16 protein-coding genes are annotated in these 12,181 nt (G+C 39.4%); 13 read left to right on the top strand and 3 right to left on the bottom strand.

Annotated features, from left to right (window positions below):
* Positions 1 to 70: 70 nt before the first annotated feature.
* Positions 71 to 1,759, top strand: coding sequence for a peptidoglycan D,D-transpeptidase FtsI family protein (locus AC0VYO_RS15130; RefSeq protein WP_475367768.1), 1,689 nt, complete (start codon positions 71 to 73; stop codon positions 1,757 to 1,759).
* An 80-nt stretch (positions 1,760 to 1,839) separates the two neighbouring features.
* Entirely contained in the window at positions 1,840 to 2,520 is a 681-nt protein-coding gene (locus AC0VYO_RS15125; RefSeq protein ID WP_475365532.1) for a YrrS family protein, read from the top strand.
* 31 nt (positions 2,521 to 2,551) lie between these two features.
* On the opposite strand, the gene AC0VYO_RS15120 is transcribed toward AC0VYO_RS15125, so the two are convergent.
* On the bottom strand, positions 2,552 to 2,758 hold the full coding sequence (locus AC0VYO_RS15120) for a YrzA family protein (RefSeq protein WP_194219452.1): 207 nt from the start codon (positions 2,756 to 2,758) through the stop codon (positions 2,552 to 2,554).
* Between the two features lie 161 nt (positions 2,759 to 2,919).
* On the opposite strand from AC0VYO_RS15120, the gene AC0VYO_RS15115 reads away from it, so the two are divergent.
* From AC0VYO_RS15115 to AC0VYO_RS15090, 6 genes are all read left to right on the top strand, one after another.
* On the top strand, positions 2,920 to 3,558 hold the full coding sequence (locus AC0VYO_RS15115) for a class I SAM-dependent DNA methyltransferase (protein ID WP_194219453.1): 639 nt from the start codon (positions 2,920 to 2,922) through the stop codon (positions 3,556 to 3,558).
* 19 nt (positions 3,559 to 3,577) lie between these two features.
* Positions 3,578 to 4,282 carry a 5'-methylthioadenosine/S-adenosylhomocysteine nucleosidase gene (gene mtnN, locus AC0VYO_RS15110; RefSeq protein ID WP_194219454.1) on the top strand — a complete coding sequence of 235 codons (705 nt, stop codon included), beginning with the start codon at positions 3,578 to 3,580 and terminating at the stop codon, positions 4,280 to 4,282.
* Positions 4,275 to 4,742 (top strand): S-ribosylhomocysteine lyase, encoded by a 468-nt coding sequence (locus AC0VYO_RS15105; protein ID WP_194219455.1) that lies wholly within the window; start codon positions 4,275 to 4,277, stop codon positions 4,740 to 4,742. The genes mtnN and AC0VYO_RS15105 overlap by 8 nt, the downstream gene beginning before the upstream one ends.
* A gap of 15 nt (positions 4,743 to 4,757) precedes the next feature.
* The gene (locus tag AC0VYO_RS15100; protein ID WP_194219456.1) at positions 4,758 to 5,681 is read left to right on the top strand and encodes a PLP-dependent cysteine synthase family protein; all 924 of its coding nucleotides are present in this window, start codon (positions 4,758 to 4,760) and stop codon (positions 5,679 to 5,681) included.
* Between the two features lie 3 nt (positions 5,682 to 5,684).
* Complete coding sequence (locus AC0VYO_RS15095; protein ID WP_194219457.1) at positions 5,685 to 6,818, top strand: bifunctional cystathionine gamma-lyase/homocysteine desulfhydrase; 1,134 nt, start codon at positions 5,685 to 5,687, stop codon at positions 6,816 to 6,818.
* A 115-nt stretch (positions 6,819 to 6,933) separates the two neighbouring features.
* Positions 6,934 to 7,164 carry a YrhC family protein gene (locus tag AC0VYO_RS15090; protein ID WP_303531811.1) on the top strand — a complete coding sequence of 77 codons (231 nt, stop codon included), beginning with the start codon at positions 6,934 to 6,936 and terminating at the stop codon, positions 7,162 to 7,164.
* A gap of 71 nt (positions 7,165 to 7,235) precedes the next feature.
* Here AC0VYO_RS15090 and AC0VYO_RS15085 read toward each other — a convergent pair whose 3' ends face one another.
* Together AC0VYO_RS15085 and AC0VYO_RS15080 are read right to left on the bottom strand one after the other, a co-directional pair.
* A complete protein-coding gene (locus AC0VYO_RS15085) occupies positions 7,236 to 7,925 on the bottom strand; it encodes an OmpA/MotB family protein (protein WP_194219459.1) in 690 nt (229 codons plus the stop codon).
* Positions 7,922 to 9,463 (bottom strand): hypothetical protein, encoded by a 1,542-nt coding sequence (locus AC0VYO_RS15080; protein WP_475365531.1) that lies wholly within the window; start codon positions 9,461 to 9,463, stop codon positions 7,922 to 7,924. The genes AC0VYO_RS15085 and AC0VYO_RS15080 overlap by 4 nt, the downstream gene beginning before the upstream one ends.
* Before the next feature lie 504 nt (positions 9,464 to 9,967).
* Between AC0VYO_RS15080 and AC0VYO_RS15075 the strand changes: the two genes are divergently transcribed.
* From AC0VYO_RS15075 to AC0VYO_RS15055, 5 genes are all read left to right on the top strand, one after another.
* Positions 9,968 to 10,114 (top strand): hypothetical protein, encoded by a 147-nt coding sequence (locus tag AC0VYO_RS15075; RefSeq protein WP_194219461.1) that lies wholly within the window; start codon positions 9,968 to 9,970, stop codon positions 10,112 to 10,114.
* Positions 10,115 to 10,141: 27 nt separating this feature from the next.
* Positions 10,142 to 10,276 (top strand): hypothetical protein, encoded by a 135-nt coding sequence (locus tag AC0VYO_RS15070; RefSeq protein ID WP_276511805.1) that lies wholly within the window; start codon positions 10,142 to 10,144, stop codon positions 10,274 to 10,276.
* A 121-nt stretch (positions 10,277 to 10,397) separates the two neighbouring features.
* On the top strand, positions 10,398 to 10,541 hold the full coding sequence (locus AC0VYO_RS15065) for a YrzI family small protein (RefSeq protein ID WP_194219462.1): 144 nt from the start codon (positions 10,398 to 10,400) through the stop codon (positions 10,539 to 10,541).
* A 196-nt stretch (positions 10,542 to 10,737) separates the two neighbouring features.
* Positions 10,738 to 11,559, top strand: coding sequence for an ammonia-dependent NAD(+) synthetase (gene nadE, locus AC0VYO_RS15060; RefSeq protein ID WP_194219463.1), 822 nt, complete (start codon positions 10,738 to 10,740; stop codon positions 11,557 to 11,559).
* Positions 11,560 to 11,651: 92 nt separating this feature from the next.
* A complete protein-coding gene (locus AC0VYO_RS15055; protein WP_430244139.1) occupies positions 11,652 to 12,083 on the top strand; it encodes a hypothetical protein in 432 nt (143 codons plus the stop codon).
* Positions 12,084 to 12,181 lie beyond the last annotated feature (98 nt).

Raw genomic sequence — 12,181 nt, 5'->3', positions numbered from 1 at the left:
ATCGGTCGACACTCATATAGAGGTGAGTGGTATGAGTAGGAGAAGGGTGACCGGAGTTGGTTTCCTCTTTATGTGCTTGATGTTCGTGCTAGTTGGGCGATTGATTCAGCTACAATTAGTTGAAACGGAATCTTATTCAAAGCATGAAGTGAATTTAATAGAAGCTAGCATCGATCAGCGTACCCAATCTTATGTACTAGATGAAGGAAGGGGAACGATGCTAGATCGAAATGGTATTCCGATGAGTGAGACCATTCCAGCTTTGGTACTATTTCCGTTTTTGAAAGATCGGGACTGGCCGATTGAAGAGGTAGCAAAGATTATAAAGACTTCTCCTGATGAAATCGACCGCTCTTTTGATAAGCGAAAGCAACCATTTAATTATGAAAAAAGACTAACATCTGAACAGATGAGGCAAATAAACGAATTAAGTATTCCGGGTGTTTACGCTGTAAATAAACCATTGAACGAAAATCCGTTAGCTGCTCATGTTATTGGAAGTGTAAGACCAAATCCAGATCTAATCAAATCGAAATATCCTGAGAAATGGGCAGAAGGAATAATTAATGAACACACTAAATTAGGTATTTCAGGACTCCAGGCTGCTTTTGATCCCTTTTTAATATCTGAAGGAGATACCACACTCCTTTATCATGCTGATCGTCAGGGAAATCCTCTACTCGGACTTGATGTGAAGCTTTTTTCAACAACAGACTCTTTCTACCCCCTTCAAGTGAAGACAACGTTGGATATGGAGATCCAGAACAGCCTTGAGGAAGCGGTAGATGAAGCAGGTATTACAAATGGTGGAGCAGTTTTACTTGATATCGAATCGAACAATCTTATTGGAATGGTGAGTCGTCCTCTCTTTGAATCGGATGATCCACTTGGAAAAGGCGCAGTCAATCAAATGGTAAAAGGATATTTTCCAGGTTCGGTATTTAAAACGATTATTCTAGCAGCTGCCTATGAGAACGGGATAAAAGACACCCGCACATTCAACTGTGATCTAAATTTATATCGAGATGGACCTGGGAACCGTGACCTAGGAATCATGAACCTAAAGAGTAGCTTTGCAGCTAGCTGCAATGCCGCTTTCACAGAACTTGCTGAAGAGCTCATCAAAATTGATCCGGATGTGATTGAAAATACTGCAACAAAACTAGGGATTGGCAAAACTGTTGGCTGGGAAGATATGCTCTATCATTACGAAGATTTTAAACAGTTTCCCGACGAGTCGGAACCGGTCTTTTTTAAAGATGATAAAGATAAAGTTGTGATTAAGGCGATTGACCAAACAGCGATTGGGCAATTAAATGTTAAGTTAAGTCCACTGGCTATCGCCAATATGATGGCGACAATTGGAAGAGAGGGAGAAGCAAAACAGGTGAGGGCCGTTAGTGACATACTTTATAAAAATGGCACAACTTTCCTTAGTTTTAGTGAAAGAAACTTGAACGGAAAACTTTCGAATAAGGTAGTAAAGTCACTACAAGAATCGCTTCGAGAAGTAGTTGTAAGTGGAACCGGTCGTACATATTTAGCTGATTTACCAGTAAAAGTAGCTGGTAAGTCAGGTACTGCTGAACTTGGTGAAGATTTGTCATTTGATCATCAGTGGTTCGCTGGTTACTTTCCTTATGATTCTCCAAAGTATGCTTTGGTTGTTGTTGATTTCGAACGAAAGGAGAAAGAATATAAAACTTATGAAGCTTTTGCTTCAATCGTTAAGCTGTTGCAACAATTTGAGAGACAATAACGAAACAAAAGTCAAGCCTTCTACGAATCATTTAGAGATGATAAAATAAGAGCAACAGCTAAATAGAGGAGTGGATGGGTTTGAGATCACGATATGGGGACCGACATTCAAAGAGAAAACAAAATATCGTATTAAATAGTTTAATTGGAATTGTTCTCGCAGTGATACTTGTACTTGTTGCCAACATTGTGTTTACGGGTAACGACTCTCAACAAACAGCAAGTGAAGAACAACCAACAGCACAAACAAGTTCAGATGAAAAATCGAATAAGAGCAGTGACGATTCCATTACTTCTGATGAAGCCGACTCAAAGGATTCAGAGTCCAATGATTCAGATTCTGACAGTAGCGCTGATCAAGATAGTTCAAAAGATGAAAGTACTGACGAAGAGAAAGAAAAAGAAGAGAACGATAAAGAGAAAGAAGATAAAGAAGACCAGGACAAAGAAGAAGCTGATCAAGAGCCAGGTGAACCAAATCTTGAAGGACCGTGGGAGCCGGTGGGTACAGTGCAATCAGGTCCACATAAATCCAGTTATACCAAAGGTACTGATGACTGGAATGAAAAAATAAAAGCTGCAGAATCTGTTATGGGTCTATCAGAAGATCAAATGACGATCTGGAGAATAGGTGGTAATGGTGGGCCACAAAAGTCCTTTGCACGTGTTAGTAAAGCAGGATCTGGAAATCAAGTCTATTACATCGAACTTGAGTGGGTTGATGGAGAAGGTTGGAAGCCGGTTAGTGTTAAGCCAGAATAACAAAAAGCAGGAGCAAATGCTCCTGCTTTTTTTATTTAGCTTTAAAATGAACAACAGCAGAGTAATAAGGTCTGCCTGTTTTTTCATGTGTAAGAGCGTGATGCTGAACAGAATGAACTTGAAGCAGCAGTGCACGGTTGTTATCGATCTGAGTCTGAATTTTATTCTCGATTTCTTCAAGCGAAAATCCTTCGAAAAATTCTACTTTATCATCTATCCGTTCAAGGGAAAAACTCATTTATTGCTCCTCCTTAAAATACTTTCCACATAACAGTGTACACATTTTTGTTAAATCATACAAATTGATATTCAAAAAAGAATATGATAAGTTAGAACCATAATGCATATTATTCATACCTTAATACTATGAATTAAAAACAGGAAAGCGATGTGACAGCAATGGGAAGAGAGTTTATTGATTTATTTGAGCGCTGGGCTGACTCGTATGACACAACGGTGTCTGGTCAAGATGAAGAGTATCGTGATGTCTTTAAGGGATACGACGGCATTCTATCTGCAGTTGCTCAAGCTTCCTCAGGCCACGTGTTAGAATTTGGCGTTGGAACAGGGAACTTAACTTCTATTCTACTTAAGAAAGGCTTGTCGGTAACCGGTATAGAGCCATCAAAAGCGATGAGAGAAAAGGCGAGTGAAAGATTACCTCATGTCACGCTTCATGATGGTGATTTTATGGATTTTCCAACTCCGACTAACCCTGTACAAACAATCGTGAGTACCTATGCATTTCACCATCTCACTGACGAAGAAAAAAGTATCGCCATTCACAAATATAGCCAACTACTGGCTCAAAATGATAAAATTGTATTTGCGGATACAGCATTTAAGGATGACAATGCTAGAGTAAAGATGCATGAGAAAGTGAAAGCAAAGGGATATTACAATTTGCTACAAGATTTACAGTCGGAATATTATACGACGATTTCAGTGTTGGAGACATTATTTCGAAAGCATGGATTCGACGTTACTTTTACTCAACTAAACGATTTTGTTTGGTTGATGGAAGCCATCAAAAATTGAACAAGTAAAGGAGTTCGTCATGAAGATCGGTATTATTGGAGCAATGGAAGAAGAAGTTAGAATTTTACGTGACCGTCTCGATCACAGAGAAGAACAGGTGATTGCAGGATCTGAGTTCACTACAGGAAGCATAGATGGCCAGGAGGTAGTTCTCTTAAAATCAGGCATTGGTAAAGTGAATGCGGCCATCGGAACAACATTAATGAATCAACTATTTAAACCAGACTACATTCTCAATACAGGCTCTGCGGGTGGATTTAATCCTGAATTAAAAGTAGGCGACATCGTGATTTCTTCAGAAGTTCGTTACCATGATGTAGATGCAACCATTTTTGGTTACGAATACGGCCAGGTTCCTCAAATGCCGGCTCTTTATGAACCGAACAGCATGCTTGTTGAAGCTGCTGAGCGAAGTGCTGAGAAAGTAACGGAACATCAGGTAGTAAAAGGAATGATCGCGACTGGCGATTCCTTTATGGATGATGCGGAGAGAGTTGACTATGTCAGGTCAAAACTTGCGAACCTAGACGCTGCAGAAATGGAAGCAGGAGCGATTGCACAAGTTTGTTATCAGTTCGGTACACCTTTTGTGATTATCCGCTCACTTTCTGATATTGCAGGGAAAGAATCAAATATTTCTTTCGATCAATTTCTTGAGACAGCTTCAATTAATTCAGCAAACTTAATTTTAAATCTAGTGGAGGAGTTGAGTAAGAATGGCTAAAAAAATGAATGTAGAAAGTTTTAATCTTGATCATACAAAGGTAGCAGCACCATATGTTCGTCTAGTAGGCGTAACAAAAGGACCAAATGGTGATGAGATTTATAAGTATGATATTCGTTTCAAACAACCAAACAAAGAGCACATGGAAATGGCTGGTCTACACTCAATCGAACACTTGATGGCAGAAAATATTCGTAATCATATGGAAAACGTCGTTGATATTGGTCCGATGGGATGCCAGACTGGGTTTTATCTTGCGGTTCTAAATCATTCAAACTACGACGAGATTCTAGAAGTACTCGAGAAAACATTGCAGGATGTTCTAAATGCACAAGAAGTACCAGCGTGCAACGAAGTACAATGCGGCTGGGCTGCTAACCATAGTTTAGAAGGAGCAAAAGAAATCGCAGACGAAATGCTGACACATCGTGATGAGTGGCACATTATCTTCGCCAAATAGAAAGGATTTCACGCTATGGAAATCTTTCATAATATTCATGAGCTCGTAGGCCGAACTCCGGTCATCGAGCTCCATCATTTTGATCTACCAGGAGGCGTTCGCCTTTTTGCAAAGTTAGAGTTTTATAATCCTGGGGGAAGTATTAAAGATCGTCTTGGTCAGGAACTACTTCAGGAAGCGATTGATCATAATCGAATAGCCCCGGGCGGAACATTTATTGAGCCTACAGCTGGAAATACAGGCATTGGTCTTGCTCTTGCAGCGGTTAATCGAGGGTACACCGTGATGTTTGTGGTTCCAGAAAAATTCAGTATGGAAAAACAGGATTTAATGAGGGCGCTTGGTGCGAAAATTGTCAATACCCCTACTGAGCTTGGAATGAAAGGGGCAATAGCTCGAGCTGAAGAGCTAATTGAGGAAATCCCTAATTCATACATGCCTCGTCAGTTTGGTAATCCTGCTAACCCACTAACCTACTACAAAACACTTGGTCCAGAGTTGTGGAAGCAGCTTGACGGTGAGCTTGATGTTTTTGTAGCTGGGGCTGGAACTGGTGGAACATTTATGGGTACAGCTCGCTATTTGAGGGAGCAGAAGGCGAATGTGAAAACCGTTATTGTAGAACCCGAGGGATCCATTTTAAATGGTGGAGAATCTGGTCCTCATAAAACAGAGGGGATTGGTATGGAGTTTCTACCTGATTATATGGACGAAGCCTACTTTGATAGTATTCATACCGTAACAGATGAAGTAGCCTTCAAACGTGTAAAAGAGCTCGCTGAAAAAGAGGGCCTTTTAGTTGGAAGTTCCTCTGGAGCAGCGCTCGAGGCGGCTCTTATCGAAGCACAGCACGCTCGTCCCGGAACAAATATCGCTACGATTTTTCCAGATAGTAGTGAACGATACTTAAGTAAGAAGATTTATCAAGGAGGCATTTAACCAATGAAGCCAAAAACAAAACTTATTCATGGTGGGATTACCGGTGATCCACAAACTGGAGCTGTATCGGTACCGATCTATCAAGTAAGTACTTACAAACAAGAAGCTGTAGGAAAGTTCAACGGCTATGAATATTCCAGAACAGGGAATCCAACACGTCATGCACTAGAAGAGCTGATTAAAGACCTTGAAAATGGCGTCGCAGGATTTGCATTTGGATCCGGAATGGCAGCCATTTCCTCTGTTATGATGATGTTTAATTCTGGAGATCATGTTGTTATGACAGATGACGTTTACGGTGGAACTTACCGTGTAATGACAAAGGTTTTAAACCGTCTTGGTATTGAATCAACTTTTGTCGATACGACTGATTTAGCTGTTGTTAAAGCTGCGATTCAGGATAATACGAAAGCGATTTACGTTGAAACACCAACGAATCCGTTGTTGAAGGTGACCGATATTAATGCCATCTCCAAATTGGCAAAAGACCACAATCTTCTAACAATCGTTGATAATACGTTTAATACGCCTTATTGGCAAAATCCAATTGACCATGGTGCTGATATCGTTCTTCACTCAGCAACAAAGTATTTAGGCGGGCATAGTGATGTCGTTGCTGGACTTGTTGTTGTTAATTCAAAAGAGCTGGCGGAAGAAGTGCATTTTGTTCAAAATTCGGCAGGTGCCATTCTTGGACCGCAGGATTCATGGCTGCTTATTAGAGGATTGAAAACACTTGGGGTTCGTATGGAAGAGCATGAGAAAAACACAGCGAAAATTGTCCAATTCCTTAGTAATCACCCATCAGTCGAGAAAATATATTATCCTGGGCTAAGTACACATCCAGGTAATGATATCGCTGTTAATCAGTCTCGTGGCTTTGGTGGTATGATCTCTTTTGATATCGGAAGTGCTGATAAAGCAGATGAGCTGTTAAGCAAAGTGAAATATTTTACTCTTGCTGAAAGTTTAGGAGCGGTGGAAAGTTTAATTTCAGTTCCTGCTCGCATGACTCACGCTTCTATTCCGAAAGATCGACGAGATGAGCTCGGCATCACAGAGGGTCTTGTACGTATTTCTGTTGGACTTGAGGATGCAGATGATTTAATTGAAGACCTTTCAAACGCATTAGGATAATAGTAGAACCCTTATCTGATATATTTGGATAAGGGCTCTTTAATGATTGGAAAGAGTTACATCTCTAGTAGACCCGTTTCTTATGGTAGAATAAGAGACGGGAGAGGTGAGCGCTATGAAGCAACTTCAAGACAAAATGACAGATTATAAACGTTTTGCGTTTGTATTGCTTAGTCTTAGTGTTTTCTTATATATTGGTTCTTTTCTTCCAGTTGAAGGGAAGACGGATGGTGCAGCCCTTATTTTAACGGGTGGTGGGTTTGTACTCGTTGGGATTGCGATTTTCTTCTATTCTCGCGCTATCGCTATTCAAAAAAAAATAAACGAGCAAGATATAAACTATTAAACGATATATGATGAATGATCCATATGTTTTAATGAAAGCCGCTTCTTTTTTGGAAGCGGCTTTTGTATTTCCTAATAAGTCATGATTTCTTTAAGGCGTCCCTGCCATTTCTCGTCATCAAGAATAATTTGAAAAGAGATTCTTCTGTTTTTCTCGTACGCATCACTTGTATCTTCTTCAATAACTGGTTTATATTCTGAATATCCCGTTGCCGCTAAATATTTTGCATATTCTGGAGTATCTAGTTTAGGGTTTGCTTTCATCAATTCCTTTACAACTGCGACAGAGCGATCAGCTGAAAGTTTCCAGTTATCATAGGGAACTTTATCAGTATGTCCTTCGATTAAGATGATATAGAGGTACTGACTAATATCTTCTTCATCGATTAAATTAGCAAAAACATCCGCCAGGTCGTTTAAAACTTTTTTCCCCTGAGGGCTAATTTCGGCGCTTCCTGTATCAAATAAAATATCTCCTTCGACTGAAATCGTATTATTTGGTCCGCGAACGATCTTATCTTTGCCAACGTTTTCTTCAAGCTGTTCCTCAATTAAATCACTAATATGCTTTTTGACATCTGCTACTTTGGCAAGCTCTTGTTTCATAACCGTTTGGTCATATGCATCATAGATCATTTGAACGAACGCGATGATCGCGATAAAGAGCATGACAAGAACGATCATCGCCATCATATCAGCAAAACTAGGCCAATAATGTTCTTCATCACTCTGTATTTGAAATCGCCTTTTTCGATTTTTCATCGATTGTCACCAATCATCCTTGATTGGACATGCTGCTGTGCCATAGATTGACGACGCATTTGCTCCTCGTACAAGCGTAGCTGTAGTTGATGTGATTCTGAGAGCTGGTGTTGAATATCTTTTAGCTCTCGAGCTAGACCTTGGTAAAGAGAATCAAGACTGTTTGATATAGCTCTCATTTCATGCTGAAGAGGTTGATCACGCTGGTCCCGTTCCATTCGATGAATAATTGGCTCCAGTGCTTCACGCTTAATTTTATCGAGAGAGCTATACCAGGCTTTTTCAAGCTGTAAAACTGATTCAGCGAATTCTTGAGAAGCTCTTCCATATTGATTTTGCTTATCTTGATAGCGGTAATACCATTCATCCTGCATTTGGTGAACGCGCCTCTCAAGCTCCTCCTGCGAGCCTTGGAACCGCTGCATTTGTTCATCTAAGCCTCTTAAGTAATGTTGACCTGTTTCTTCTGCTTTCTTTTGAGTTTCCTTGATTAATTGATCCGATCGTTGAACAAGCTGCTCGAATTTACGCTGACCAGATTCATGGTGTTTAGATAAAGATTGAAGTTGACTTTCGAGTGTTTTTAATCGATTCCCAAGATCGATAATTCCGTTCGTTGCTTTTTCTTGAACACCGTCAAGCTGGGTAAATGAGTCTTTAAGTTTTATCCCGAATGATTCCAACGTCTCGGTGCTACTTGAGAATTTTTCGGTATATTCACGTTGAGCTGTTAATGTAGCTTGAACGTCTTTCATCGCCTGTTCAAGACCAGCTGTAAAGTGGACCATATTAGTAGAAAAATCTCCAAGTGTTTCATGAAAACTATCTTGAATCCTACATGCAAGGCGATCTAATATGCGTTCCATTTCATCGTGAGGTTTTTCCTGCGTTAAGCTTGCATTTAGATTATGATCAAGAAGGGACTCACAATCCGAAATGATTTTCTCCAAATAATAAGCAGTTGTTCGCCCATTTGTTAATACACCATTTTGGATAAGTGTTAAAAATAGAGCATTACCAATCCCGGCTATGCTTGTGATGAATGCAACGCTCATTCCTTGAAAAGGACTTGAGATCGCTTCAATCACGGAAGCAAGATTGAGGTTTGCATCTTCTGGTTTCTGTGAAAGAAACATAAGCGTTTCTTGCATCGATGAAATGGCGAGTGTAAGTCCGATAAAAGTTCCTAGTATTCCTATGATAATGGAGGTAGGGGGTAGCTGCTGCATGAATCGCATCATTCCACCTGCTGGAACACGAGCAAAGCCAAATAGAGGAACGGATTCTTTATAGAAATGTTTCTCAATAAGAGCTTGTGTATTGACTTGAGATACGCCTGCTAAATGGTATGACTTGTATTCTTTCATAACATTTTGAATCCATGGTGCAGTATGAGTCGTTGAATCATTTTGTATCTCAGCATTCTCAATATCTCGGAGCCATTTTTTCATTTGTAAACTAATCTGAATCGTAGCTGTTACCCCGAACACAGCAAGAAATCCAATGATAAAGAGGACGATTGTTGTCACGTTCAGCATATGTTCACCTCCACTTTGTATATATGTATGTCCTCTTTAGCAGAACTTTCTTGGTTTCTTATAATATAAGGGGATTTAGGACAATGTTGAAGATTGTCGAAAATATTCATATAAATAAAATATTTAGGAAATTTAGTAAAAAAGGTTTACTTAAATGGTGGATTTGGATATACTTACCTTTGTAAACAAATATGAAAAAAGGAGGTCGAACAGAATGATGAAAATGATGAAAGCAGATGCAACGACTGTAACTGAATATGCACAATCTGTTCGACCAGTGCCTCGATAAGAGGAATCCTTTTTAATATCGGATTGAAAAGCCGCAGGTCGATGCCTGTGGCTTTTCTATGCTTTTTTTGCCGCAGGCTAATATCCTGCGGCTTTTTGTGTCCAAAAATGGAGAGGAGGAATGTAAATGGTAAATGGAAAAGTGTTGAACGTAAAGCAACTAAAAAGGAAAAAATGGGTCCCCAGAAGTAATTGAATAGAAAGGAGGTCGTTAACATGTTGCCATTCCATTTAATGATCATAACAAAAGTGAAGGGTGCTTTTCATCGTAGTTTATCTACGGAACTACATCAGCGCTCCATTCATCAACGCATGTCAGAAGCCGAAATGAAACGAAACCGAGCTTCGATGTGGTTATCCTAATTTAAAAGACAGTAAGGAGAAATGATCATGTTAACGATACATTTAGTTTTTGTCACAATTCGTCTTCGCGTTCATGAACGAACTTTAGCTGAGGAACAACATTATTTGCGAGTGAAAAGACAAATGAATGTAAGAAGTGAAAAACCAATCTGGATGCATTAATACCAAAACGGAAAGGAAGAGAATGATGATTATCGATCAGAAGAAATTAGCCATTCAAAAATGGATCGCAGTAGAGAAAGGGTTAACCTGAAGTAATCTATCTGGAAAGGAGTGAAGTGGAATGACTTTACATTTATTGTTTGTTACAATCACTTTTTCGATCAAACGTAATCGGCATACGCTTGATCAGGAATTAGACCATAAGAGAAGGCAAGAACTGATTGATTCAAACCAATACAAACAAAGTTTCTATATCCATCAATAAGTCATAAGGCAGGCGCTCCCTGCCTTATGACTATTTTCTTGAATGCATCGCTATTTTGTATGAAAAGGTAAGATGCGAGTCAAAATAGTAGTGTACATATAGCTGAATCTGTTTTTAAAAGTAGGCAAAGGGGTATTGATTAGTAGAGAAAATTATATAAAAATAAGAGATGTGGTATTTAAAAGGAGTGACAATAATGAGAGAAATGCAAAAAGAAATTATTGAAGAGCTTGGTGTACAACCTTCAATTGATGTAAAAGAAGAAGTCAAAAAGCGCGTTGGATTTTTACAAGATTATCTCAAGAAAAGTGGAACAACTGGATTTGTTCTTGGAATATCAGGTGGACAGGATTCTTCACTTGCAGGGCGTCTTGCACAAATTGCAGTTGAGGAACTTCGTGAAGAAGGAACTGATGCAAGTTTTATTGCTGTGCGACTACCATACGGAGAGCAAAGTGATGAAGATGACGCTCAGGCCGCACTCAAGTTCATTAAGCCTGATCAAACGGTTACGATTAATATTAAACCTGCCGTTGATGCTTCAGTCTCAACATATCTTGAAGCCACAGGAAATAGCCTTACTGATTTTACAAAAGGCAATAACAAAGCTAGAGAGCGAATGATTGCTCAGTATAACATTGCAGGCGATGAGAAGAAGCTTGTTATTGGAACAGATCACGCAGCAGAAGCTGTGACGGGCTTCTATACGAAGCATGGCGATGGGGCATGCGATATCACGCCTCTTTTTGGTTTGAATAAACGTCAAGGTAGAGCGATTCTTGAAGAAATCGGTATGCCAGACCATCTTGTGGAGAAAGTGCCGACAGCTGATTTAGAAGATGATCGCCCAGCACTTCCTGATGAAGAAGCGCTAGGAGTAAGTTATAAGCATATCGATGATTACCTTGAAGGAAAAGAAGTTCCTGAAGAGGCTTCTAAGACAATTGAGAATCATTTCATTAAAACAAAGCATAAGCGAAACATGGCCGCAACAATATTCGATAGCTGGTGGAAGTAAGATGAGAAAGAGACCTGAATAAGGTCTCTTTTTTTTGCGTATGAATAAATAAAACAGGAGATGGTGCTATCAAGGTGAAAGGGTTTGGGGACATGAGCGATAATATAAATTATCTTCAAGACATTAGTCACAAGCTTCTCAGAGATTCAGGTTTAGATGTGCAAATTCAATTAAAAGACTATTTTCCTGAGCGAAGACTAATAGGAGGAAAATATTCATTAGAAACGAATCAAGTCACAATTTATGTAGAAGAGGTACGAACGCAGTGTGTTAAGTTAATTGGATCAGAGGAACAATTTCTTGATTTTTTCACTGTGATTTTGGCTCATGAACTTGGTCATGCCGCAGACTCTAACCTTCCTATTTTAGCTAGTAAGAGGGCACATACTGAGTGTTTAGAAATGAAGAAGCAAGTATCCGTCCTAATTGAAAATAATGCCTGGAACTATGCTTACAATCTTGTTCCACAATTCAAGGACATTCTAGCGCTTCTAAAAGAACACTCTATGAAGCTTTATAAGTAAAACTTTATAATATGTAATTTTCTGAAAACATATACAGATGATAAACACCTTGTTAAAATAAGTGAAAAACGTGCTTCACATCCATTTAACGTAAAGGT

It is taken from the genome of Anaerobacillus sp. 63XJN7_4_ISO-PGPR-S23-413 (assembly GCF_056173725.1).
Note: the sequence above shows the minus strand (reverse complement) of the source record. Positions and strands in the feature narration are given on the sequence as shown.

Bases quoted from the DNA above. Each gene is read 5' to 3' on its own strand.
- AC0VYO_RS15130 (WP_475367768.1), top strand. From the start codon at position 71: ATGTGCTTGATGTTCGTGCTAGTTGGGCGATTGATTCAGCTACAATTA.
- AC0VYO_RS15120 (WP_194219452.1), bottom strand. From the start codon at position 2,758: ATGAGTTTTTCCCTTGAACGGATAGATGATAAAGTAGAATTTTTCGAA.
- AC0VYO_RS15115 (WP_194219453.1), top strand. From the start codon at position 2,920: ATGGGAAGAGAGTTTATTGATTTATTTGAGCGCTGGGCTGACTCGTAT.
- mtnN (WP_194219454.1), top strand. From the start codon at position 3,578: ATGAAGATCGGTATTATTGGAGCAATGGAAGAAGAAGTTAGAATTTTA.
- AC0VYO_RS15105 (WP_194219455.1), top strand. From the start codon at position 4,275: ATGGCTAAAAAAATGAATGTAGAAAGTTTTAATCTTGATCATACAAAG.
- AC0VYO_RS15100 (WP_194219456.1), top strand. From the start codon at position 4,758: ATGGAAATCTTTCATAATATTCATGAGCTCGTAGGCCGAACTCCGGTC.
- AC0VYO_RS15095 (WP_194219457.1), top strand. From the start codon at position 5,685: ATGAAGCCAAAAACAAAACTTATTCATGGTGGGATTACCGGTGATCCA.
- AC0VYO_RS15090 (WP_303531811.1), top strand. From the start codon at position 6,934: ATGAAGCAACTTCAAGACAAAATGACAGATTATAAACGTTTTGCGTTT.
- AC0VYO_RS15085 (WP_194219459.1), bottom strand. From the start codon at position 7,925: ATGAAAAATCGAAAAAGGCGATTTCAAATACAGAGTGATGAAGAACAT.
- AC0VYO_RS15080 (WP_475365531.1), bottom strand. From the start codon at position 9,463: ATGCTGAACGTGACAACAATCGTCCTCTTTATCATTGGATTTCTTGCT.
- AC0VYO_RS15075 (WP_194219461.1), top strand. From the start codon at position 9,968: ATGTTGCCATTCCATTTAATGATCATAACAAAAGTGAAGGGTGCTTTT.
- AC0VYO_RS15070 (WP_276511805.1), top strand. From the start codon at position 10,142: ATGTTAACGATACATTTAGTTTTTGTCACAATTCGTCTTCGCGTTCAT.
- AC0VYO_RS15065 (WP_194219462.1), top strand. From the start codon at position 10,398: ATGACTTTACATTTATTGTTTGTTACAATCACTTTTTCGATCAAACGT.
- nadE (WP_194219463.1), top strand. From the start codon at position 10,738: ATGAGAGAAATGCAAAAAGAAATTATTGAAGAGCTTGGTGTACAACCT.
- AC0VYO_RS15055 (WP_430244139.1), top strand. From the start codon at position 11,652: ATGAGCGATAATATAAATTATCTTCAAGACATTAGTCACAAGCTTCTC.